Raw genomic sequence first — 23,143 nt, forward strand, 5'->3', positions numbered from 1 at the left:
TTTTTAGGGCGCAGGCAAAGACGAACACAGGTTTTTGAATATGGCAACGCAACAAGTCGCAGAGTCTGTTAGCGACGTCGACGTCAGCGGCGAGTCTCTCGGAATTACAAACGGAAAGATTGGACTGTGGACCTTTTTGCTCATGGACGCCATGACCTTCGCAGGGTTCCTGGCAGGTTACGCGCGACTGCGCTGGACCCCCGACAGCAACTGGCCCAACCCGTTTGAGACCTTCGGTGTCACCGGCATCCAGCTCACCGCCTTTAATACCTTCGTGCTCATTTGCAGTAGCGTCTCGATGGTCCACGTGCTCTCCGAGACCATTCGGGGCGACCTGGAGCGCGCGCGCAAATGGATGGTCGTGACCATCGTCGGCGGCTTGATCTTCCTGGGCATCCAGGGCTTCGAGTGGACCCACCTCATCCTTGAGAAATGGCCCTACCTGGTCGGCGGCGGCGCGGTTGATTATAACCTGAACTTCGCGGGCACCTTCCTGAGCCTCACCGGCTTCCACGGCGCTCACGTTGCCATCGGCGTGATGTATAATATCATCATCTATCTGGGGCTTCGCCGCGGAAAGATTACCCAGGAGAACTCCTCCTTGATCGAGCTGGCGGGCCTTTATTGGCACTTCGTCGACCTGGTCTGGATTCTGGTCTTCACCTTTGTTTATCTCATCTGACCGGCCGCCTCGCCGCCCGATGAGCGACGTCCTTCGCGTCCGGTGGACGCGCTGAAATTCAAACTAATCTGGCGATTGTGCCGCGCGCAGCACCCAATAAGCGCTCAATCGCCCGAAACGCTAGATAGAAGATACGATGCAAACACTCGAAGAAGTTGAACAAAAGAATTGGCTCGGCATCTCCTGGCTCAAATCCGACTATATGTGGGTATGGGTTGCGCTCTTGGTCCTGACGCTGCTCGAGGTCATCGTGCCCGAGCCCGAGCTCATCGGTCTGGGTTCGTTCCCCGGGTTCATGGGCATCATGGAGCCACGCACCTTTCAGGTCGTGTCGCTGATTGGCCTGGCGGTCATCAAGACCTTCCTGGTCGCCTGGTATTATATGCATCTTATCAGCGAGCGCCCGCTGATTGTCTTGATCGCCGCGGCCCCGTTTGTCTTCGCGACCTTCCTGACCATCGGCATGTTCCCGTGGGGACCGGGCTGAGCATCTTAGATTAGCATCAGGCCGGCTCTGCACGCAGAGCCGGCCTTTTGCGTATCTTATACCCGACTGCTTTTGCCTCGACGCCCTGCCGAATTCACCCGCTTGCTCCCTGTCTTTGGGACCCGAACGCCAAGCGCCTCCAGCACCCGAGACCCCTGAAATGGGCACTCCCGCCGCCGAACCTTCGCCTTCGAATTCAACCCGACAACGCATCAGTGATTATTATCACTTGATGAAACCGGGCATCTTGCGCCTGCTGGTGATCACCGCGTCCTGCACGATGCTGGTCGCCGCGCGCGGCATGCCCGACGGGTGGCTCTTCTTGTGGACCATCATCGGCAGCATCCTGGTCTGCGCGAGCGCGAATGTCTGCAATATGGTGTGGGACCGCGATATCGACCCGATGATGCGGCGCACCAAGAATCGCCCGATCCCGCAGGGACGCGTGTCGGCGCGAAGCGCGACGATCTTCGCCGCCCTGCTCGGCCTGTCGGGCGTCGCAGTCCTCGCCGTGCTGGTGAATCCTCTGGCGGCGCTAATGGGCTTTCTGGGGCATATCTACTATTCGGTCATCTATACGATGTGGCTCAAGCGCAGTACGCCGCATAATATCGTCATCGGCGGCGGCGCCGGCGCGTTCCCCGCCCTGATCGGGTGGACCGCGGTCACCGGCAGCCTGAGCTGGACCGCCTGGATCATCTTCGCCATCGTATTCCTGTGGACGCCGCCGCATTTCTGGGCGCTCGCGCTGTACAAAGACATCGACTACGACAAGGCCAATATCCCGATGATGCCAGTGGTGCGCGGCGAGCACACCACGAAGCTGCAGATGCTTTTGTACACGCTGGTGCTTATCGGCATGACGACCCTGCTGGCGGTCGTCGGCATGATGGGCATCATCTACCTGGTCGCCTCGGTCCTGCTTGGCGCGGGCTTCGCCTATTGCTGTGTGCGTTGCGCTTTCGACGACACCGACCGCTGGGCCAAGCGCACCTTCGCCTATTCCATCGTGTATCTTGGCCTGCTCTTTGGGGCGATGTCGGCCGACAGCCTCTACACCAAGCACTTCACCCAGACGCGCCATATCGCCGACCAGATGAATCGGGAGTCGGTCATATTCCTGGGATATACCCCCAACCCGGAGTCTTCGGGCTTGAATTTGCCGACGAACGTGGGTACCCCCTAATCGCGTCGAACTTTGCTGACGCCTCGCATATTGACCGCACCGACGAGCGCACACTTTTTAATTTGTTGCGTGCTGCTCCTTTCATTCCTTCGGAGTTCGCGATGACAGATGACCAGAAAGACCAACAGGCTGCTGAGAAGCTTGACCTGACCGGCAAGACCACAAACGGCGTGCTTCCCTACGCCGACGGCACCCACGTCGCCACCGATCACACAAAGCTTCTGAAGTTCGTTGGCATCACCCTGGCCGCGTCGTTCGCGCTCGCCTGGGGCTCCATCCCGCTCTACCGCATCATCTGCGCCAAGATCGATCCGGGCGGCTCCTCGTCGCAGAACGGCACGGTGTCAGAATACACCAACGTCACCGTGGACGAGTCGCGCGAGCTCAAGATTCGCTTCTCGGCCACCGTCAATAGCGAGCTGCCCTGGGAGTTCGTCCCGACCGAGTATACCGCGACGGTTCACCCAGGCGAGAAACGCCTGACCAAATTCTACTCCAAGAATTTGAGCTACGCCGACACCATCGTCGGCAAAGGCGTCTACGATATCGTGCCGCCCGAGGCCGCTCAATATTTCAAGAAAATCGAGTGTTTCTGCTTCACCGAGCAAACACTTGCCCCCAGTGAGTCGATGGATATGCCGCTGTATTTCTGGTTCGACCCGGATATCCCCAAGCATATCACCAATATCACGCTGTCTTATACCTTCTTCAAAGTGAAGACGGTCGACACGCCGGTCGAGAAAGCTGGCGACAATGCCCCGGCCGTAGAGACCGCAAGCGCCGCGCAGATTTCGCCCTAACCTCTAACTTTTGTCGCCTGCGCCCACCCTCGGGACAGGCCGCCTCTGGGTTGTTTATGAGCCAAGAATCAACCGCACCGAACCAGCCCGAAGAATCAGGCGCCGCATCCTCAGTCGAGGAGTTCGCGCCCTCCGAGGACATGAAGAAACGCAACCGCCAGCTCGGGCTCATCTTCCTGGGCATCGTCGCGTTTCTGATCTTATTGACCGTCGTCACCCGCATCATCTTATCCTCATGAGCCAGCGCAAACGCCTGCAATTTAAGCCCCGATTCTGGCCCACGCTGGGCACCATCGTGGGCCTCGCGCTGCTGCTCGCCCTGGGCACCTGGCAGACCCTTCGGTATTTCGAGAAGCTCGCGATCGAAGCCGAGCGCGCCGCGCACCTCACCGACGCGCGCATTCAGGTCAAGAGCCTGGCCGAATTCCAGCAAAAGGCCCGCTCCTACAGCCCCATCGAGGTCCGCGGCTCCCTCGATCCAGATTACGTTTTTTTATTTAAACATCGCACCCACGACGGCGGAAAGCCCGGCTATTGGGTCGGCGGCGTGCTGCGTTTTGCAGAAGGCCCGGGCGGGCTGATCGTCAATCGTGGGTGGGTGCACCGAAACAGCGCCCAGGAGCTCGCCGCCGAACCCCTGGACACCGAGCTCAAGTCCTATAACGGGCTTGTTTATCAGCCCCAGCGCGTCATCGCAGACGAGGGCACCCGCGCCGAATTGACGCGCGGCGAGCTTGCGCTGAAGACCTCTGCGCAGGGGGATGTCGTCGAGTGGGAGTCCTACGATATCACCGGCATCGCGCAGGCGTTGAGCGTCGAGACCCCGACCACGCCGACCATCCTGGTGCTCGGCCCCGAGCATAGTGAGTATCCCTATCCGGTGGCGAGCCTGGAATACGTCACGCAGCCCTATATGACCTCGGAGCGCCACCTGGGGTATCTGAGCTTCTGGTATTTGACCGCGCTGGGGCTTCTGGGGATGTATTTGGCCAACGCCTTCGGCCTGCTGACTTCGGGGCGCCATAACCCGGCGCCGTCGCAGCCGCAGAGCTAGCCTCGGGCCGGCGCGACGCCGGCCCTTCAAGCTCCTTCCTCAGAGCAACGCCTCGATCAACTGCTTCACTTCGGGGCGAGTCCAGTCATAATCACTCACAAATCGCGCGACGATCTGGCCGTCGCGGTCGATGATATAGGTCTCGGGAATCAACTCGGTGCCCATGGCCGCCGAGCTCTGACTATTCGGGTCCCATAACACGGTCATCTGGCTCTGTTGATTGGGCAAAAACTCGTCCATGAATTTGCCGATATCTTGCTGCTCGACGTCCAGGCTCACCGCGACCATGACCAGCCCGCGGTTGCGGTATTGGCGCACCAACTCCTCCATGCTCGGCATCTCTTTGCGGCACGGCACGCAATAGCTGGCCCAGAAGTTCAAGAAGACCACCTTGCCGCGATAGCTCGACAGGCTGGCGGCCTGGCCGCTGTCGACGTCGAGCAGCTCGAAGTCCGGCGCCGGGCGGTCCACCCACTCGCCGTCCAGGCGCACCACCGCCTCCATCACACCCGGCTTGTCGGCGATGGCCCAGGGCCCCGCGATCATGGCCGCGAAGGCCCCCAACGCAGCCACGAGAATCAGAATTTTGACCGAAGATGCACTCATAAGTCCTAAACCTTAAACGAAAAATACCGCCACGCGCCCAAGCCTTTTACCAGTCATTGCGCAGCCTGCGAAGGGTGCGAAACGCTGCCTCGGCCGGCGCCTCGGACTTTTGCATTTCCTGGGAAAAAATATCGCCATGCGAGGTCTTAAGCCCCTCCACGAGCGCGGGGTCGTCGACCCGTAGAAACGGATTATACGCCCGCTCGTCGCCGAGGGTTCGGCGGCGCAAAATCCGGTCCTTTTTGGCGACCCGATCAGCCTTGGCCGCCTCGACGACTTCGCGCTCGGCCTTGAGTAGCTCCTGCGCCGGCGCGTTGTCGGGCTCCAAGGAGAGGATAAACTCCAGATTTCGCAGCGCGTAGTCGTGGCCCGGATAGAAGATCACCGAATCGCTCAGCGCGCTGATTACGTCGCGAAAGGTCGCGTAGAGGACCCCGGGGTCCCCGCCAAAGCTGCAATTTCCGACGCCCCCGGCAAAGAGGGTGTCTCCGCTTAACAGATGGCGCTCGCCGAGCAAGCTAATATGCCCCGGCGTATGCCCGGGCGTATCCAACACGCGCACCTCGACTTCGCCGACCGCCACCGCGTCGCCGGCGTACAGCTTTCGGTCTACCGCGCGCGATTGGCCCGCCTCGATCTGGGGCGTGTCCACCGCCCCGGCGAGCAGCGACGCCTGCGGGAACGCCGCAAAGACCGCGTCATTGCCGCCGATATGGTCGTGATGAAAATGTGTATTGACCACCGCCTCTAACTCCAGCCCCTCGCGCCGCAGAAACTCCACCGCCTGCGCCCCATCGACCGGGTCCACCAACACCGCCCGTCCCTGTGAGTCGTGCAAGAGGTAGAAGAAGTTGTCACTGATCGAACTGGCGAGTATTTCAACATTCATAATCATCCTGGATGAATAAAATTAGGAGATTTGGAGGTGGTGAAAACAGATTTTTTCCCATGAAGTGTGCGCCCGAACTTCTTTGGATTAGGCGGTCGGGTCGCCCAGACGCGCCCCGGCCCGGCGAAGATGGGCGTCGAGCCGGCGGCGATACGCCGGGGGCATCGCGAAGGGGTCGATCCAGATGTGGGCCGGCCCCGCGCACTCGCTAAGGTTGAGCGCCCAGCGGGCCACCGCGTCGACGTCGGTCGGCAGGCACCACACGCCGCTTAGCAGCCATACCCCAACCGGCAGATTTTTGCGCGCGCAAAAGCGCACCATCTCCCGCAACTCTTGAGGTCTTATGGCGTCGGACACCAACGCATCGGCCAGGTCCACTCGCCCGGCATCTTCGCCGACCGCCCACTGAATCGTCAGCCCCGCGTCGAGGTTGGGCTCTTGCTCAAAATACAGCCCACCACCGCTCGACTTTTGCCCCAATAAACCCCAACCATCCAACCCCTTAATAAGATTCCGAAGCCCCATCGCGTCGCCCCTTTTCTGTTGGCGTTTAGCCCCCAAAACACTTCCATTTTTGTAGGCCAACCTTATTGTAAGTGCTTTGGACATCGTGTTAAGATGAAACGCAGAATGCACCGCAAAAATCACCTCAATACTTCAGTCCAAAGCGTCTTATGAAATCCGAGACCACCGTTTCTCGCACACCATCCACCGAATCCACCGATTCCGGTCAGCGCTCGACCTCCAAAATATCTACCCGCGCTTCGCGGCGCACATGGATTATGGTGGCCCTTTTTGCTTTTTCAAGCATGGGCTCGAGCGCGTGTATGCTGGATTTCGACGCTTTTGAGGAATCCGACTCGTTGATCACCGACAGCGGAGCCGACGCCAACAACACCCCGTTGGGCGACACGGTCGAAGACGACGCGGACGGCAGTGATGACGATATTTCCGACGACACCACCGACGACGACGCTGAATCGCAGCCGGTCCCCACGGTGGTCGGCGCGTCATGCGCGACGGACTCCGATTGCGGTGACGAGGGTCTTTGCTACCAAAATTATTGCACGACGGACTGCTCCGCCGGCGAAGCCTGCCAGCAGGGCAGCTCCTGCCAGGCGATGAACTTCGGCCCGAAAGCGGGCGTCGAGATCTGCGTGGTCGATTGTGATTACACCGATGCCGCGTCCTGTGGGGGCGTCGCCGAGCGCGACGACCTGCATTGCCTGCCGATCAACCAGTTGCCCCTCGAGGCGATCGCCGTCAAAACCCAGACGGCTTGCGTGCCCGACCAGGACCGCGACGGCGTGGCAGATATGCTCGACAACTGCGTCGACACCGCCAACCAGGACCAGCTCGATTTCGACGGCGATGGCATCGGCAACGCCTGTGATAGCGCCCCGAGCTGCCACGCGCTCGCCGTCGACGGCGTGCTCGACTACGGCACCGTCGCCTACCCGGCCGAGAACTTCGTCGCCCCCTCCTCGACCCACCTGAGTTGGGTGCCGATCTTCGGCGGAACCGACGAAAACGGCGACCAGGTCGCGACCGTAAAGGTTATCGACCGCGCGTCGGGCGCCTGGAAGGACGCCCCGGATTTGCCCTTCACCGCCTTTGGTCGCACCACGACTCCGAGCGAGGACAATCGCTATTGGATCACCCCCGGCGCCCCGACGGCCTCCGGCGACCTCTTTGATCAGGCGTTGATGATCGCCGCCGACGGTCGCGTCAGCCTCGGCGCTCGAATTAACTTCCCGAACAACACCCCGCTCATCGCCGCGGGCAGCACGCCCAGCGGTCAGGCATTTATTCAGACCGCGACGGCGAGCGTCCCAACGAATTGGAGAATCTCTCGGGTCGCTCAGGGCCTGGATTCCTTCCAAACCGTCGCTACGGGCTCGTCTAACGCGCTGTCCTGGTACACCACCCAAACCCTTGACGGCGGCGTGCTCTTTTACTCCGACATCGTGAATAGCGGCGACCCCTTGCTCATCAGCTTCAGCGATCCGGCGGGCAAATCCTTCACCACGAAGACCGTAGCGCTCTCGCCCCTGGGCTCGCCGATTATCTCCCCACTGCTGATCCCGGGCGGCGGTCAATTTGTCTATATCATCGACCGTAATCTTGGCGCGATCATTCGCTACTCGATGGACACCGGCGCGGTTCAGCAGATCTCCGGCTTCGACTTTGACTTCAGCGCGATGACCAACCCGAGGTTCATCTCGACGCCGCACTCAATGAGCTTTATTGCCCTGGAGCGCTCCGTCGACAACCCGCAGAATGTGCGCGCGCGCGAGTTTTTCCTGGGATGCATGCCGCAGTACGCCACCATGGACAGCGACGGCGACGGCATCAACGATTTCCTGGATAATTGCCCGAATACCAGCAACTTGGACCAGTCCGATATGGACCGCGACCGCATCGGCGACAGCTGTGACCCCGACATCGACGGGGACGGGTTCCATAACGGTATGGAAGCCCTCGGGGAGACCGACCCGCTCAACCCGTTGAGCTTCCCCCTCAGCGGTTATCTGGCGTATATCCGCGATGACGGCACCCAGCGCACCCTGGAATACGCATCGCTCGACGCGATGGACACGCCCACGAGCCTTAGCGCTGACACGGCCGCCGCGCCGCATCGGCCGTACTTTTTGGGCGGAAAATCCCAGATCATGGCCCTCTCGGGTGCGCCCGAGAGCGCGACTGGCGTGGATATCTTCTCCGTGCACGCCGACGACCCGACCACCCCTGACAATATCGACCTGGCCGTGCCGCTGCGCGCCGCGACCGTCCTAGACACGTCCTATCAGGGCAACACGCCGGCGCAGATCACCGCGATTCACCCGAACCCCACGCGCGCGGGTACCTGGATGCTGTCGGACATTTCCACCGCTGACCTGTCCGTCGCCGCCTATGACTCGACGTTGCCTGATTTCCGCGGTTTGAACGGCAACCTCCATGGGATGGGCGTGGTCCTTGCGGGTCCCGAAAATTGCGAGGTCTGCCTCAAACCGTTTCAGTTGAACCAATCCCAACGCTCGGTTACTAGCGTCGGCTGGGCGTCTCTATTCGGTGAGTGGAAGTTCGCGCGTCTGGCGCCCACCACGTCGTTCTCGCCGGCCCTCGCGGTGACCGACGACGACGGCCGCGGCCAGCGCGCCTACGTGCAAGGGGAGTATTTGCGCCCGCCGGGCATGACCCAGATCAACTCGCTGGTCCCCACGGGCGTTGAGTCAAACGTGATCGTCTCGGCGCGCCGCAACGCCTCGAGTCCCTACGAATTGTGGTTCTATAACTCCAAATCTCAGACCTGGCACCTGCTCCAGCGCGCCGCCGAAGACCTGATCGAAGTGGATTGGACCGCCAAGCTTCCCGCCCCCCCTGGGCTCGTTGAGCCGGAGCTGCCGGTTGAATAAATGCATCGCGATTGAGGCGCCGGCATAAGTCGGCCATATCGCGGCCAACAACCCGATACTCGAAGTTTTCAACTTTAGCCTATCAATGCTATATTTCGCGATGAACAGATGCACCCCCGGGCGAGCGTCGCAGCCGCCCGGGTGATCAGACGCTTTTAATCACCGTACCAAGTTCGAAATTGAATCCAAATGGCTGAGCAACTGCCCCAAAAATTTGGAAGCTACACGCTCCACAAGCTCATTGCTCGTGGCGGCATGGCCGAGATTTATCGAGCGACCATGCCTGGTATCGGCGGTTTTGAGAAAACCGTGGCGATAAAGAAGATCCTCCCGCACCTGGCGGAGGATGAAGAATTTATCACCATGCTCAAGGACGAAGCCAATATCCTGGTCAGCATCAGCGACTCCAATATCGCCCAGGTCTACGACCTGGGGCGCATTGACGACAGCTATTTTATCGCCATGGAATACGTCCATGGCCTCGACCTGTCGCATGTGATGAAGGGGCTGCGCAAACAGAACCAGATGATTCCGGTCGACCACGCGCTCTATATCACGAGCTGCATCTGCGCCGGGTTGCACGCCGCCCACACCAATACCGACAAGGACGGCCGCCCCCTCAACATCGTTCACCGCGACGTCAGCCCGCATAACGTCATCATCAGCTATGCCGGCGACGTTAAATTGATCGACTTCGGCGTCGCCAAAGCCGCGGTAAAGGAGAACCACACCCAGGTCGGCGTGATCAAAGGTAAATTGCTCTATATGGCCCCCGAGCAGGCGATGGCCAAATCGCTCGATGGCCGAGCCGACCTCTTCGCGGCGGGGCTTTGCCTCTATAAGATGTTGACCAATGAGCTGCCTTTCCGCGGCGACAACGAATTTCAGATCTACAACAATATCCTCTCCAAGGAGATCGTCCCGCCGCGCGAGCTCAACCCGCAGGTCAATCAGGAGGTCAACCAGATCGTGATGACCCTGCTGCAGCGCGACCCGGACAAGCGCTACCAGGACGGCTACAGCGCCAAACAAGACCTGCGTCGCGCGCTCCAAAACCTCGCCCCCGGCTACACGGTCAATCGCCTCGGGCGCTTCATCGAGGACAATTTTTCGGCGGCGGCGATCCAGCGCCAAAACGCCATGCAAGACGCCTCGGGGCCGAGCTCTATCCCGCCCATGACACCGTCGGCCACCTCGGTGGGCACCGGCCAGATGCTCGCCGACGCCGACATCGAAGAGCTGCAAATCGAGGAGTTTGACCTCGTCGAGGACGATGGCTCGCCGGCTCATGCCGGCTCTGCCCAGCCGCTCACTCCGGGCTTTAACGCACCGCCGGCGAACGGCAATTTGCGCACGAAGAAGCTCGACGAGAATACCGGACAATTTGGCGTCCAGCAGCTCACGCCAGCGCTTAACAATCCGACCCAGAACGATAAGAAATTGCCGGGCGCGGTCTATGTCGTCGGCGCCCTGCTGATCGTGGTGGCGGTTCTTTTTGGACTGACCTTCCTCGACGATGATGCCGAAGCGCCCGCCATAGCCGAGCCAGTGGCGACCGCCCCGGTGACGCCCGACCCCGCGCCGCCGCTGCCCGCCACGGTCACCGTCAGCTTGGACTCCGACCCCAGCGGCGCCGAGCTCTACCGAGGCGGCGACTTCCTGGGCACAACGCCCCAGGAATTAACCCTTCGGCGCAGCGCCGAGCCGATGACCATCACGCTGTCGATGGACGGCTTCGCCGACCGCGAGCTTCGGTTCGTGCCGGACGCCGATATCAAGGAGGTCTTCGAATTAACGCCCGCAGATGACCTGGGCGAAGACGGCCTCGAGGACTCACCGCTTGAAGACGACACCCCTCAAGAGGTCGAGGAGCCTGCGGAGGCGCCCAAGCCGACGCCTGCCAGCGCCGCTCCGAAACCGGCCGCGCCCAAGCAACCCGCGAAGAAGCCGGCTGCGCCTGCCCCGAAACCCGAGAAACCTGATCCCAAGCCGGTCGTTCAACCGATCGACTCCGGCCTGGACCTCTGGGACGATGAGCCCGTAAAAGAAGCGCCCAAGAAACCGGCCGCGCCCAAGAAGCCCGCGAAAAAGCCTGCGAAGAAAAAAGAGGCCGCGCCGGAACCACCAAAAGATGAAAAACCCAGTGATATTCTGAACCCATTTGGTTGAGCTCAAGAAATAATTCGCGTCGCACCCCACGGCGCATCAACTACGCCGGCCCACGCAGGAAGCTATGAAGCCCTCAATGACTACGCTGCACCCGCGCCATATGCGCCTCATCCTGGCCTCGACGTTGCTCTTCGCCACCTTTGGCGCCGCCTCCACGATGATGCCGGCCCCGGCGTTTGCGCAGTCTGCCGACGAGATCGAGCAGGCCAAGCAGCATTTCTTTGACGGCCAAAAAGCGTATCAAGACGAGGACTTCGACGCCGCCGCCAAGTCCTTCCTCGCCGCCTACGAATTATCGGAGCGCGCCGAGTTGCTCTATAATGTCGGGAAATCCTATTGGATGGCCGAGAATCTGCTGGAGGCCCAGGATTATCTGCAGCGCTATATCAACGCGATGCCCGAGGCCAATAACGCCGAAGAGGTCATTGAAGCGATCATCGAGATCCAGCAGGAGTTGGCCACGCAGATGGCGACCGTGCAGGTCACCGCATCTCAGCCAAAGCTTGAGGTCTTCGTCGCCGATGAAGACACACCGCGTTGCAAAATCCCGTGCGCGGTCTCATTGATGCCCGGCGAGCACACCCTGTCGGTCCACCCCGCCGGCGCCGAGGTCATCAAGAAAAAGATCACGCTCAAAGCCGAAGAACAGGCCTCCCTTAACTTCGCCATCCCCGGCCAACTGCTTATCTATAGCGACCAGCGCTCCGGCACCGTCGAGGTGGCAGGCTCGGGCAGTTATTCGCTGCCCATGGACGCCGCGATTGGCCTGGCGCCCGGCAGCCATAATATCACCGTCACCGGGCCCGACGGCGCGTTCTGGGAAGGCACCGTCGAGGTCGAAAGCGGCGAGTTGAGCGAAGTCTCCTTGCCGATGGCGTCGACAATCCCGGCGCCTGAGGGCCAGGGAATCAGCACCCTGCGCACCGTCTCATTCGCCCTGGCGGGGCTGGCCGTGGGCCTGGGCGCCGGTGGTGCGGTGATGGGCATGCAAGCCGCTGACACCCACGACACCCTCGGTCAACGCCAGAGCGCGCTGGGCTCGGTGGACGCCGCGATGGTCGAGCAGGGCCGCTCCCAACAACTCGGCGCCAATATCCTCTACGCCGCGAGCGCGGCCTCCTTGCTCGCCGGCGCCGGCCTCTTCACCTGGGACCTGATGAGCGGCGAGTCCGAGGAGATTCCCGCCTCGAAGCCCGCGCCCAAAAGCGCGCCAGAGCCCGTCGAAGCCGATGACGACGACGACCTCCTCGGCCTCTGATTATCAATTGGTATGATCTAAAAACGCGCCCGCTTTAGCGGGCGCGTTTTTGGTTTAAAGCACAAACTTTACGCCTTCCAACGATTGAAACGCCGCGTAGATATCGAGCACGTCCTCGGCCTTCTCCACCGAGACATCCACCGTCACGGCCATATGATTGCCGGCCGAGCTCTCGCGGGTCTTCACCTGCGGCTCAACATTGCCCAGCACGTTGATCACCGCCTGAACCACCCGCGCCACGAAGGCATCCGAGTTCGTGCCGATCACCTTGAACATAAAGGGCCCGGGGAAATCGTGCACATCGCGAAGACGCTCTAAAAACTCCGACTTGCTATTTGTGTCTGTCATCGTAATCCTCGTATTTTCGCTGTCATTTGGCGACCCGTGATGGCTTGTGCGGCGCCGCGCGCCGCTGCGATGGATCGTCATCTTGGCATAAAAATTAAGCACAAAAGAACATTCCGGGCGTCGATACTATAAGCTCAAAGATTTCGAAATAGCTCGAACTTGCGCCGGCGGCGAAAAACTGCGAAACGCCTCGCGCTGCGCGCCGGGTGCGCCCATAACCCTCGACGATTCACAGGATGAGTGAGAGCATGTAGAACGGATCGTCTGACAAGTTTCTCTCGGCCGACACCCGCGCCTGGCCGCCCACCATCGCCCCGATCGATATGAATCAACCTGACCATAACTTCCCGAGACTTATCCTCGCCACCGAGTCGACCTTTAAGCGTGAACTCCTGGAGCGATTGAGCATCCCATTTGAGAGCGTCGCCGCGAAGATCGACGAGCGCCCGCTGGCCGGTGAGTCCCCGGCGGACACCGCGCGCCGCCTCGCCCGGCAGAAGGCCGAGGCGGTCGCCGCCGCGCACCCGGGCGCCTGGGTCATCGGCGCAGACCAGGTCATCGCGCTGGGCGACACGCGCTTCTCAAAGCCGAAGACCGCCGAGCGCGCCTGCGCGCAACTCGCAGAGCTCAGCGGCCAGACGCACGCGCTGCTGACGGCGGTCGCGCTCGTCACACCGGGCGGCGCAGTCAGCGACGACCTCGCCAAGTACCAGATGGAGATGCGCGCCCTGACAAGCGCGCAGATTGCCCAATATATCGCCGAAGATCAGCCCCTTGGGTGCGCCGGCTCCTATATGATCGAGGCCGGCGGTATTCGCCTTTTTCGGGCCATGCGAGGCGACGATTATACCGCGATTATCGGGCTCCCGCTGACCCGCGTTCACACGCTTTTAGAGCGCGCCGGCTTTTTCGACGTCGCCTAATCTCACGCACCTTAGCCCATACGCCACGGAACGCCCTGATGGCCCCAAATCCTCCCGAATCCGCCTCGCAAAACGACGCCCGCGCCGAGTTGGCGGCTTTCGCACGCTACCGCTCTATCGTCGACGATTGGGAGGCATTCGGCGCGGCCCTCGCCCGGCCGCTGCCGATCTGTGTGTGGACCAATACGCTGCGCACCACGCCCGCGCGCCTGGGCGAGTGGATGGCGCGCGGCGGGTTTCCGGTCGCGCCCATTGGCTGGTATCCCGGCGCGTTTCGCCTGCCCGCCGAGGACGCCAGGGGCGAAAAGCTCCGCCCCGGAAACCGCGTCGAGTACCTGGCCGGCCTCTACCATATCCAGGAAGAAGTCTCGCTTATCCCGCCGGTGTTGCTCGCCGCGACCGGTGACGAGCGCGTCCTCGACCTCTGCGCCGCCCCCGGCAATAAGACCGCCCAGCTCGCCGTGGCCATGCAGAATCGCGGCACCCTCATCGCCAATGACCGCGACCCCTACCGCATCAGCGGGCTTCGGCGCACGCTGGAGCGCCTGGGCATCACCAACACCAGCGTCACGGTGCACGACGGCGCGAATTACCCCGCCCGCCACTATGGCGACACCCACGGCGCCTTCGACAAGGTGCTGGTCGACGCGCCCTGCTCCTGTGAGGGGACCTCGCGCAAGCACCAGGGCGCCACGCCCATCTCCAGCGCCGAGGGCTCCGCGCCGCTGCACGGCACCCAGCTCGCGCTGCTGCGAAAGGCCGTCCAACTCTGCAAGGTTGGCGGGCGCATCGTCTACTCAACCTGCACCTACGCGCCCGAAGAGAACGAGGTGCTCGTCGATGAGTTGCTCAACCTCGTGGGGCGCGCGCACCTGCGCCTGCTCCCGGCGCGCATCCCTGGCCTCATCACCTCGGCGGGGCTCACTCATTGGGCCGGCCAGGACCTGGGCGAAGACCTCGCCCAGACCTTGCGCGTATGGCCGCATCAGAATAATACCGGCGGCTTCTTCGCCGCGCTCATTGAGAAGACCGCCGAGACCCGCCTATCATGAGTAAAACCGACCCCATACAACCGGCCCAGGACTTCGGCCAGCGCGCCGATTGCGCCGCCCTCGACGCCCAGGTAACCCGCGTCGACGGCCAGCCCTGGTTTGCCTCCATCGAGGCGCGCTTTGGCATCCCGGCGGCGGTCTTTGACCCCTATTATCTGGTGCGCCCCAACACACGACGGCTCCACCTGGTCCGGCGCGATCATCATCCGCCGGCCGCCCCGCCCGCTCAAATCATCGGCATGAGTTTTTTACATACGCAGATGAAATACCCAAAGTTGTCGACCGCCGCGGCGATGGAGTTTGGCCCCCACGCCACGCAAAATCGCGCCCAGCTCACCTCCGCGCAGGCCGACCAATTTTTGAGGCGCGCGTCTTTTATTCTGCCCGCCGAGCAATGCGGCTTATGCACCGGCGCCGGGTATATGCTAGCCTTCGTCGATGAGATTTGCCTGGGCGTCGGGCTGATTAGGCCCGCCGAGCCCGGCCAAGAAATCGCGGAACACGGTGGTGTTTTCGCGAGTATGATCCCGCAGGCCTGGGCCCTCCTTGAGGATCGGTCGGCCTTTGATACCCTGCTGGTCAAAGACGAAAACCACAGCGATTTGGGCTCACCAAGAGACCACTGATTATGACATCTTCATCGGACTCTCAAAATACCGACCAGCCTGCCCCCGAGGCGCCCAGCGACCCATTCTCAACGGTGTCGCCGCGCTACCGTTTTTTGCGGGTTATCGGCGACGGCCTGATGGGCGAGGTCTTCGAGATGCTCGACGCCCAGACCCAGGAGTCGGTCGCCGCGCGCCTCATCACGCACGCGCTGCCCAGGGAGCCGCAGAAATTCACGCGCACCCTCGACTCCCTTAGCCGCATCGAGCACCCCCATCTGGTGCGCTTCGTCGAGAATATCGAGCGCGACGGCCTGCATTATGTCGTCAGTGAGTTCGCCCCGGGCGTCGACCTGATGACCTACCTGCGCCAGCCGCCGACCGCCGAGGAGCTCGTCGCCCTGGAGCAGCGCGAAGACATCGCCGACGCGGGTATCACCGACACCCACGAAGCCGCTCACACCGGCCCGATCGAGATCGCGGTCGACTACGACGCCGAGCAAGACGCCGCGCCGGTCGAGGCCGGCGAGCACACCCCGGCGCCGAGCGCCGACGCCGACGCAAACGACCCCAGCGACGCGCCGCATACCTCGCCCGAGTCCACGCTCGACACGCCAGATTCGGAGCCATCGCTTGATTTAAGCGACCTTATCTCCCAGGAGTTTACGGCGCCTGCGGGCACCGGGCTGGGCGAAGAATCCGCCTCCGAGATTGTCGAGAGCCTCGTCGAAGATTCGCCGGCCAACCGCCAGGACACCTTGATGCTGGTGCTGCTGCGGCTCGACCGAATCCTGCCGCAGATCATCGACGCCCTGGAATACCTGCACCGATTTAAGAAGCACCACGGCGACCTCAAGCCGGCCAATATCCTGGTCGACCACGCCGGCCGCTGCATGCTGGTCGACTACGGCATCGTCCAAGAGTTGCGCATGCGCAAAGAAGGCGAGACCGACGCGCCGGCCTCGGTGCAGCCGGGCGAGTCGGGCGAAGATGCCAACCGCGCTAACGCGGTCTTCGGGCCGCCCTCCGACGCCGCCCTGGCCGCAAGCTTCGCCTACCGCGCCCCCGAGAGCCTGGACTTCGACGAGACCGAAGTCGCCGGCCCGCCCGCCGACCTCTACGCCCTGGGCTGCGTGCTGTTTGAGGCCGTGAGCAACCGCCAGGTCTTCTACGGCAGCGCCGCCGAAATACGCGACCAGCAGCTCAACGCCGACCCGCCCCCCATCTCGGAGGTCGAGCCCTATTGCCCGGCCACCTGGGCCGACGTCATCCACGGGCTGCTCGCCAAAGATCCGCGCCGGCGCGCCTCGCTTAACGAGGTGCGAAGCCTGCTGGAGCACTCCGAATCCTACGCCATCGATATCCCGGCATCGGCCCTGCCCGCCCGCGATCTTTTCCTGGGGCGCACCGAGGTCATCGACTCGATCCTCAAGCGCTTCAAGAATAATTACCACCAGAAACGCCTCGGCGTCTCCATCCTTGAGGGACCTCCCGGCATCGGCAAAACGGCCGTCTCCCAGGCGGTCTCTTATCTGCTGTCACGCCGCGGTTGGCTGGTCTTGAGCGGTAAATGCTATAATCGCGAATCGCTGATCTACCAGGGGTGGGATGAAATCGCGGCGCAGTTGGCCAAGATCTTCGAGGATCTGCCGGCTGAGCTGCGCCAGAAAATCGACCGCTGCCGCCGCAGGTCCGCCACGCTCTTCCCGGTACTCAGGCTGCCGGGCGACGAGCCGGTCGGGCAAATGTCGCGCCTGGACGCGATCGACAACTTCCGAAGCCTGCTGCGCCGGGTCGCCACCCAGCGCCCGATCCTCTTGCTCATCGACGACTTGCAATGGGCGAGTTGGGACACCACCTCTTTGCTCCTGGACCTGATCGGCGACCCCAAGGGCCTGAGCTGCATGGTGCTTGGCACCTGGACGCTCGACGCCAACGCCAAACCCAACGCGCCGGCTCACCCCATGATCGCCGGGTTGGAGTCCGCCCCGGCGCACGTCAATTGGGTCGAACTCGGCGGGTTTAGCCGCGATGACGCGCGCGAATACGTCCTGAGCGCCGGCGAGCACCTGTCGCTGGACGAGCAACAATGCATCCTGGAGCGCGGCGAGCTAAACCCGCTGCTCCTCGAAGAGTTGATCTACGAGACCCGTCACTCGCCCTCGACCCTCGATGAGCATGAATACGAGGATGAGCCCCAGGAGACCGACGCGGCCAAGAAGTCCACCACGGGGCCGCAGCCGGTGACCGAGCGCCCGCTGCTCGACCACCTGATCAGCGAGCGCCTCGACGCGCTGTCGCGGCGCAATCGCTTCGTGCTTGAGTTGCTCTCGGTGGCCTCGATTCCGCTGTCGAGCGCGATCATCTCGACCATCCTCGACGATGAATTCGACACCACCGACCTGCCCGGCGAGAATAGCGCGATGGACGCGCTCGACCACCTGATGGGCACCCGCTTCGTGGAGCCGGTGCGCTCTCATCAGTGGAATGTCACCTATAGCGTCATCCACAATAGCCATCGAAAGCTGATCCTCGACCAGCTGCGCGACCAGCGCTACGCCCACCTGTGCAAATGCATCGCCGAGGGGATTCGGCGCTGCTGGCCGAGCGCCGAAGAGCTGCGTTTTGAGTACCTGTTGCGCGCGGGCTTAAACCGCGAAGCCGCCGACTCCGCCATGCGCGCCACCGCCGAGGCCGAGCGGCGCTTTGCCTATAACCGCGCGGCCAAACTGTGGCGCTGGCTCACCGAAAACGCCCAATATACCAGCCTGTCGCCGAGCACCAACCCGCAGGTCGAACACGCCCGCCTGGAGCGCCTGGCGCATCGCTACGAACATGCACATAACCTCTTCCACGCGATCGCCGAGAACACCCCCTCGGGGCTGCGGCGCGCCGGGTTTTATTGCGATGAGTTCGAGGCCTGCGTGCGCGCCGCACACCACGCCCACGCGCGGCTGGCGCTGAGCAACGCGCTGGCCAATTTCGACGAGGGCATCCTGCCCGGCGGCGCCTTCGCCCATCTCAGCCTGCTGAAGGACCGCGCCCGCCTGACGACCTCGCGCTGGTCCGAGAACGTCGGCGACAGCAAGGTCGACGCGGCCAACGACGCCCAGCAACTTCGGGCTCAGATCTACTCGATGGTCCTCGACCTGCACGACCTGTTGATGCCCGCCGATATCGCCGCGATGCGCACCCGCCTGGCCCTGCTGGCAAGCGAGACCAAGGACGCCCGCATTCGTGGCCTGGACCGCCTCTATATGGCCCGCCACGCCTCGCTCAGCGGCAGCACCGGCCGAAACCGGCGCGTCGAGCGCTGGCTTAACGAGGCCGCCGACCTCTTCGCGATGGCCCAGGACAATCAACTGCGCGGGCTATGCGAGATCTTCCGGGTCGACCATCACCGCCTGCACGGCGAATTCGACCGGGCCGAGGAGCACCTGGAGGCCGCCGCGAAATTCTTCCGCAACGCCCACCTCCCCGAACTTCGCCAACGCTACCGCCTGCGCCTGAGCTACGCGCGGCTTCTGGGCGAGCGCGGCAACCTCAAGGACGCAAATTTTAGCGCTCGCCAGGCGATGCATTTCTGGCGAGGCGACCGCTACGTGATGCTGCGCGTGTATCAAATCCTGTTGCCCAACGCGCTGCTCGCCGGGCGCACCCAGCGCGCCGAGGCGCTGCTCGACGCCTGTGCGCGCCTCATCAGCGATGTCCCAAGCAGCCTCACCCGGGTGTGGCTCGCCCGCATGGACGCCCAGCTCAATATCGCGCTGGGCCGCGCGGAGGTCTCGGTCGGCCACCTCGACGTGCTCGCCGAAGAAATGCACGCCAGCGGACTCATTAAGGATAAAGGCGCCGCCGCGATGCTGCACCTGACGCTGGGTCAATCGCTGGCCGCCCTGGCCGAGCGCGAGCGCAGCCTGATCCACAACCGGCGCACCGACACGCTTGAGCGCCTCAGCACCGCGGTGCGCGCGCTGCACGCCCAGCGGCGCACCCTGCCGCCGGCGATGCGCGCCGAGGCCGCGCGCCTGCGCTGCCGCTATTATATGCTGCGCGACAACCCCAAAAAAGGTCTGCGCATCCTCGAAAACGCGGTCAGCCGCCTCACGGGTTATCCCAACCCCATCGAATGGGCCAAATGCCTGGAGGCGCGCGCCCAACTGCTCGACACGCTTGAGTCGAGCAAGGCGCCCGCGCTGGCCGCCCAGGCCATGGATAGCTACGCGCGCTTCGGCGCGCATATCCCCCTATTTCTGGAGGGCTGGCCGCTCGCCACACACCTCACCAAGCGAAGCGCCGACCCCGGCTAATCTACGGCTCACCACCACTCGGCGCCCGCCATCTCCCAGGCCAAGTCTTCGATATACGGCCAGAGCACCTGCCAGGGGTTGTCCTCGTCGAGTTCAAGCCCGCCGATCCCGCGCATTGAGATCTCACCGGTGCGGAAATTCCAACTGCGCGCTTCGGGGCGAAGCGGTCGCTCCCCTTCGAACTCCGAGGGCGCCGGCCACTCCACATCTTCGCTGAGCAAAAAGACCTCCACGGTCGCGTTGCCGTCTTCGGAGACGCGCCGGTGCAACCCGTCTTCGCCGCTCAAAAGCGCGCGCACCCCGGGGCCCTTAAACTCCAGCGCCAACACGGTGCCCGAGGGTTTGCGGGCGCGCTGCCACAACGCCTCTCGGCGGTCTCGGGCCGCCACATCGGCCTCGACCGGGCGCTCCGCGCGCGGCACCGCGCGACGCATCGACATCTGCCACCCCCGCGAGTCGGCGAGCTGGCGGTACCAGCGGACCAGGCGCGCGCGCCACGGGTCTTCGGGGTCGGTGGCAGGTAAAAAGAGCTCGACCTCATCGGGAGTCCCGTGCAACGTGCGCACCAACTCCAAGAAGACCTCGTGCAAGCGCGGGTCGATCTCGGCGACGCGCTCGTCGATGTCCGCGCTGAGTTCAAAGGCGCGGGTATGATACGCCTCGCGCACCAACTCCTCGATCGCCTCCAACTCCTCGCTGAGCTCCATCACACCCCCGACCAACTGACGCGCGTGCTCCGCGGCGCGGGCGTGCTCGGCGGCGTCGGGCAACTCCCAAAACCCCTGGGTGCCGCTCACCCGGTCGAAGTCCTCAAAGCGCCAGGCCAACTCGGCCAGCACCTCGGCGTGGATGCAGCGCTCCAGACGCCGGCGCAGGCTGGCGATCTCCTCGATCTGGGCGAGCATATTACTGCGGCTCTCACCGCCCGCCTCCAGCGGGTCGAAATGCCACACGAGCTCGCCGGTTTCGGCGTCTCCCTCCACGTCGACGCGCATGCGATAGGAGAGGTTGGCGTCTAGCACCCCGGCCTCGGCCAGGCGACTGGCCATCGGCCAGGCGACGCGCTGCTCAATCACGCGCTTGATGGGGCGCGCCCCGTATTGCTCATCCCAGCCAGCCGCCGCCACCCAGCGCACCACCGCGTCCGAGAACTCCGCCTGAATCTCGCGCGCCCTCAAGCCCTCGCGCATCTTTAGCTTGTCGAGCTCGCGCCGCGAGATGGACTCCACGACTTCGCGCGACAGCGAGCGAAAGGGGATAAATTGGTCGATACGCGCCAGGAATTCCGGGCGGAAATAGCGCTCGGCCTCCTTGCGAAAATGTTGCTCCCAGGACGCCGCGCCCCCGCCGCCGCCAAAGCCGATGGCCGGGCGCATCGTGTCGACCCCGAGGTTGCTCGTCATGATGACGATCGTATTCTGAAAACGCGTGCGCCGCCCATTGGCGTCGCTCAGGCGCGCCTCGCCGAGCACCTGCAGCAGCACATCATAGACGCTCGGGTGGGCCTTCTCGATCTCGTCGAGCAAGATCACCGAGAACGGCTGGCGGCGCACCGGACCGGTGAGATCGCCCTCATGCGCCCCCTCGCCCATCAGTCGGGCGTAGGCGTTGGACTGGGCGTATTCACTCATATCGAGGCGAATCAGGCGCTCCTCATTGCCAAAGAGAAACTCGGCCAGCGCGCGCGCCAGCTCGGTCTTTCCCACGCCGGTGGGCCCGACAAAAAAGAAGGACCCCAGCGGGCGCTGCGCCGACGACAGCCCCGCCTTCGTGATGCCCACCACGTCGGCGACCTGGCGGACGGCCTCATCCTGGCCCATCACCCGGCGCGACAGGCGCTCGCGCACCTCGCTCAGATCAAGGCTTCGGTCGTCGAGCAACATCACCGGCGGCAGCCCGCTCTCCTCGCAGAAGCGCTCGACCAGGTCGACCTCGCGCACCCGCTGCGCGAAGGATTGGGCCGCGCGCCGAAGCGTACGCCCGATAAAGTCAATCGCCCCGCCCACCGGACTGCCCTCGGTGGCGAAGCGCTTCTCCAGACGCCAGGCGCGCTCAACCGCCGCCGGCTCCAGCTCAATCCCCTCGGCCGCGCTCATGCGCGCGGCCGCCTGCTCGACGATCTCCCGGGACTCCGCCTCGGGCGGATCGCTCAGGCGAAGCACCTGAAACGCCCGGGCAAAACCGACATCGCGCTGCTCGATGCGCGTCCACTCCTCGACCGTCGCCTCGGCCACAATCCGAAGCCTGCGGTCAGACAAATGCGGCTTCAAAAATTGGGCGAGGTTATAATCACTGCCGACAAATTTACCGGCGTCGAGCGCCTGAATGAGGCTGCCGATATAGAGGATATCGTCCTCCTCCTCGAGCTCCTCGACCACCCGCGCGCATTGCTCCTGCCAGCCGCCCGACTGCGGGTCGGTCGAGGTCAAGCGCGGCGCATCGGCAAACCACAGCCGGCGCGCGCGCGCGCCAGAATCCGCATCCCCACCCGCCTCCTCCTCCCGCTGCAAAGCCTCCGCGCTCAACAGCGCCAAATGCTTGATAATACTGGTCTTTCCGACCCTCGGCGGCCCCACCAGGACAACCGCCGCAGGATGTGACGCGCCGAGCAACTCCCGAAGCTGCGCGATCGTCTCGTCGCGGCCAAAGGTCGCCAAGATCCCGCGCTCGGCGCGGGTCTTCGGGTCTAAATGACTCCAATCGCGGGCAACCTCATGAAGGGTCGGAGCGGCCTCGACGGTCTCATCGTCGGCCTCGACCTCGGCGAAGGCGTCTAGCCACAACGATCCCACCGGCATGCGCGCCAGATCCAGCGGCTCGAACTCGACCTCCAGGAGGCTGACCTCGTAGGCGTCCGGCTTGGCCTGGTGCATCGAGAGTTCGTATTCATGGCGACGCAGCATTTCGCCGAGCATCCCCTGATACAAAGCGTTTTGCTTCAAATTTTTGGCGTCTCTATCGCCCGCGGCGGGGGCCTCTTCGGGCAGCCAAACCGGCCCGGCCAACCCCTGCACGCTCAACTCCAGCACCCCGTCGAAGCGCCGCTCGAGCACATAGGTCGGGCGCGCCAAATACTCCGAGGCCTTGCCGCCGGAGCGCCACTGGTCCGCCCGGCGAACCAGCGCGGGCAGCGCCAACTTCTGAATACGCGGCTTCGGCGCACGCCCCATGCGGGCGAGCAGGCGCGGATGGGTGCGCTCAAGCGTGTAGCAGCACGCCTGGCGCAACTTCTTGCGGGCCTCGTCGGCGTCCGCCGCCGCCGCGCTAAGCTCGAGGTCCCCCAACGTCTCCGCGATCGCCAGGCCCCCGTCGTATAAGCGAATTCCAATGGGAAATATGAGCTTCATGCGTCCTTTTT

Annotated in this window: 18 protein-coding genes; 13 read left to right on the forward strand and 5 right to left on the reverse strand. The window is 63.3% G+C overall.

Annotated features, from left to right (window positions below; genetic code table 11):
- Positions 1-40: 40 nt before the first annotated feature.
- The 6 genes from DN745_RS12700 to DN745_RS12725 all read left to right on the forward strand — a co-directional run bounded on the left by DN745_RS12700 (position 41) and on the right by DN745_RS12725 (position 4,209).
- Complete coding sequence (locus tag DN745_RS12700) at positions 41-682, forward strand: cytochrome c oxidase subunit 3 (RefSeq protein ID WP_133621861.1); 642 nt, start codon at positions 41-43, stop codon at positions 680-682.
- Positions 683-818: 136 nt separating this feature from the next.
- Positions 819-1,169, forward strand: coding sequence for a cytochrome C oxidase subunit IV family protein (locus DN745_RS12705; protein ID WP_111335364.1), 351 nt, complete (start codon positions 819-821; stop codon positions 1,167-1,169).
- Positions 1,170-1,329: 160 nt separating this feature from the next.
- Complete coding sequence (locus DN745_RS12710; RefSeq protein ID WP_111335366.1) at positions 1,330-2,355, forward strand: heme o synthase; 1,026 nt, start codon at positions 1,330-1,332, stop codon at positions 2,353-2,355.
- 101 nt (positions 2,356-2,456) lie between these two features.
- Positions 2,457-3,155 (forward strand): cytochrome c oxidase assembly protein, encoded by a 699-nt coding sequence (locus DN745_RS12715; RefSeq protein WP_111335367.1) that lies wholly within the window; start codon positions 2,457-2,459, stop codon positions 3,153-3,155.
- Between the two features lie 56 nt (positions 3,156-3,211).
- Positions 3,212-3,394: a hypothetical protein gene (locus DN745_RS12720; RefSeq protein ID WP_133621860.1), complete on the forward strand. Its 183-nt coding sequence runs from the start codon at positions 3,212-3,214 to the stop codon at positions 3,392-3,394.
- The gene (locus DN745_RS12725; protein WP_111335370.1) at positions 3,391-4,209 is read left to right on the forward strand and encodes an SURF1 family protein; all 819 of its coding nucleotides are present in this window, start codon (positions 3,391-3,393) and stop codon (positions 4,207-4,209) included. The genes DN745_RS12720 and DN745_RS12725 overlap by 4 nt, the downstream gene beginning before the upstream one ends.
- A gap of 39 nt (positions 4,210-4,248) precedes the next feature.
- Here the strand turns inward: DN745_RS12725 and DN745_RS12730 are convergent, their stop codons facing one another.
- From DN745_RS12730 to DN745_RS12740, 3 genes are all read right to left on the reverse strand, one after another.
- Positions 4,249-4,815: a peroxiredoxin family protein gene (locus DN745_RS12730; protein WP_111335372.1), complete on the reverse strand. Its 567-nt coding sequence runs from the start codon at positions 4,813-4,815 to the stop codon at positions 4,249-4,251.
- 46 nt (positions 4,816-4,861) lie between these two features.
- Complete coding sequence (locus tag DN745_RS12735) at positions 4,862-5,704, reverse strand: MBL fold metallo-hydrolase (RefSeq protein WP_162687649.1); 843 nt, start codon at positions 5,702-5,704, stop codon at positions 4,862-4,864.
- A gap of 87 nt (positions 5,705-5,791) precedes the next feature.
- On the reverse strand, positions 5,792-6,229 hold the full coding sequence (locus DN745_RS12740; protein ID WP_111335375.1) for a hypothetical protein: 438 nt from the start codon (positions 6,227-6,229) through the stop codon (positions 5,792-5,794).
- 302 nt (positions 6,230-6,531) lie between these two features.
- Between DN745_RS12740 and DN745_RS12745 the strand changes: the two genes are divergently transcribed.
- The 3 genes from DN745_RS12745 (at position 6,532) to DN745_RS12755 (ending at position 12,547) form a co-directional block, all read left to right on the forward strand.
- Positions 6,532-9,120 carry a thrombospondin type 3 repeat-containing protein gene (locus DN745_RS12745; protein ID WP_204354990.1) on the forward strand — a complete coding sequence of 863 codons (2,589 nt, stop codon included), beginning with the start codon at positions 6,532-6,534 and terminating at the stop codon, positions 9,118-9,120.
- Between the two features lie 189 nt (positions 9,121-9,309).
- Entirely contained in the window at positions 9,310-11,289 is a 1,980-nt protein-coding gene (locus DN745_RS12750; protein ID WP_111335377.1) for a serine/threonine-protein kinase, read from the forward strand.
- Between the two features lie 64 nt (positions 11,290-11,353).
- Positions 11,354-12,547, forward strand: coding sequence for an outer membrane protein assembly factor BamD (locus DN745_RS12755; RefSeq protein WP_133621859.1), 1,194 nt, complete (start codon positions 11,354-11,356; stop codon positions 12,545-12,547).
- 54 nt (positions 12,548-12,601) lie between these two features.
- On the opposite strand, the gene DN745_RS12760 is transcribed toward DN745_RS12755, so the two are convergent.
- Positions 12,602-12,895: a YbeD family protein gene (locus DN745_RS12760; RefSeq protein WP_162687650.1), complete on the reverse strand. Its 294-nt coding sequence runs from the start codon at positions 12,893-12,895 to the stop codon at positions 12,602-12,604.
- Positions 12,896-13,218: 323 nt separating this feature from the next.
- On the opposite strand from DN745_RS12760, the gene DN745_RS12765 reads away from it, so the two are divergent.
- From DN745_RS12765 to DN745_RS12780, 4 genes are read left to right on the forward strand one after another with little or no spacing between them, the layout of a single operon-like run.
- Positions 13,219-13,818, forward strand: a complete 600-nt coding sequence (locus DN745_RS12765) for a Maf family protein (protein WP_111335382.1) — start codon at positions 13,219-13,221, stop codon at positions 13,816-13,818.
- A gap of 38 nt (positions 13,819-13,856) precedes the next feature.
- The gene (locus DN745_RS12770) at positions 13,857-14,870 is read left to right on the forward strand and encodes an RsmB/NOP family class I SAM-dependent RNA methyltransferase (protein ID WP_111335383.1); all 1,014 of its coding nucleotides are present in this window, start codon (positions 13,857-13,859) and stop codon (positions 14,868-14,870) included.
- Entirely contained in the window at positions 14,867-15,496 is a 630-nt protein-coding gene (locus tag DN745_RS12775; protein WP_111335385.1) for a hypothetical protein, read from the forward strand. The genes DN745_RS12770 and DN745_RS12775 overlap by 4 nt, the downstream gene beginning before the upstream one ends.
- A gap of 2 nt (positions 15,497-15,498) precedes the next feature.
- Positions 15,499-19,785: a protein kinase domain-containing protein gene (locus tag DN745_RS12780; RefSeq protein WP_111335387.1), complete on the forward strand. Its 4,287-nt coding sequence runs from the start codon at positions 15,499-15,501 to the stop codon at positions 19,783-19,785.
- 8 nt (positions 19,786-19,793) lie between these two features.
- Here the strand turns inward: DN745_RS12780 and DN745_RS12785 are convergent, their stop codons facing one another.
- Complete coding sequence (locus DN745_RS12785) at positions 19,794-23,132, reverse strand: AAA family ATPase (protein ID WP_111335388.1); 3,339 nt, start codon at positions 23,130-23,132, stop codon at positions 19,794-19,796.
- Positions 23,133-23,143: the final 11 nt, after the last annotated feature.

It is taken from the genome of Bradymonas sediminis (assembly GCF_003258315.1).
Taxonomy (GTDB): Bacteria; Myxococcota_A; Bradymonadia; order Bradymonadales; family Bradymonadaceae; genus Bradymonas; species Bradymonas sediminis.